The organism is Microvirga pakistanensis, assembly GCF_004458765.1.
GTDB classification, from domain to species: domain Bacteria; phylum Pseudomonadota; class Alphaproteobacteria; order Rhizobiales; family Beijerinckiaceae; genus Microvirga; species Microvirga pakistanensis.
Window position 1 is genome coordinate 1 of record NZ_SPJX01000228.1, and the last position, 431, is coordinate 431.

The following is a 431-nucleotide window of genomic DNA, read 5'->3' on the forward strand; positions in this document are numbered from 1 at the left end:
AAAAAGCCGCTCCCGAAGGGCGGCTTTGGCGGGCGGCCTGGGTGAGCCCGCCGCCCGCGGGAGACGGCGCGTCAGGCCGTCTGGATGTTGTTGACCGCGACCTTGCCGGAGCGGCGGTCCTCGGCCGTGTCGAAGGACACCTTCTGGCCTTCGCGCAGGCCGCGGATGCCGGCGCGCTCAAGCGCGGTGGCGTGGACGAACACGTCCTTGTCGCCGTTGTCCGGCTGAATGAAGCCGAAGCCCTTCTGGTCGTTGTAGAACTTCACGGTGCCCGTGATCATGGCAGTCTTCCTTGGTTTGCGTCAGTGCACGTGAGCGTCGGCCCGCGCCAAAGCGCGCCCCTGCTCGGTTCGTCGATGTTTGGGAGAGTGTCTGAACGTGCGCCCGGCATGCCAAGGCGGTACGGCCCGATTGTCCGGCCAAATGTCGAT

General features: G+C 66.6%; 1 protein-coding gene. It reads right to left on the reverse strand.

Annotation, left to right across the window (positions count from 1 at the left end; all coding sequences use genetic code 11):
• Positions 1-71: 71 nt before the first annotated feature.
• Entirely contained in the window at positions 72-281 is a 210-nt protein-coding gene (locus tag E4K09_RS14095) for a cold-shock protein (RefSeq protein WP_116528134.1), read from the reverse strand.
• Positions 282-431 lie beyond the last annotated feature (150 nt).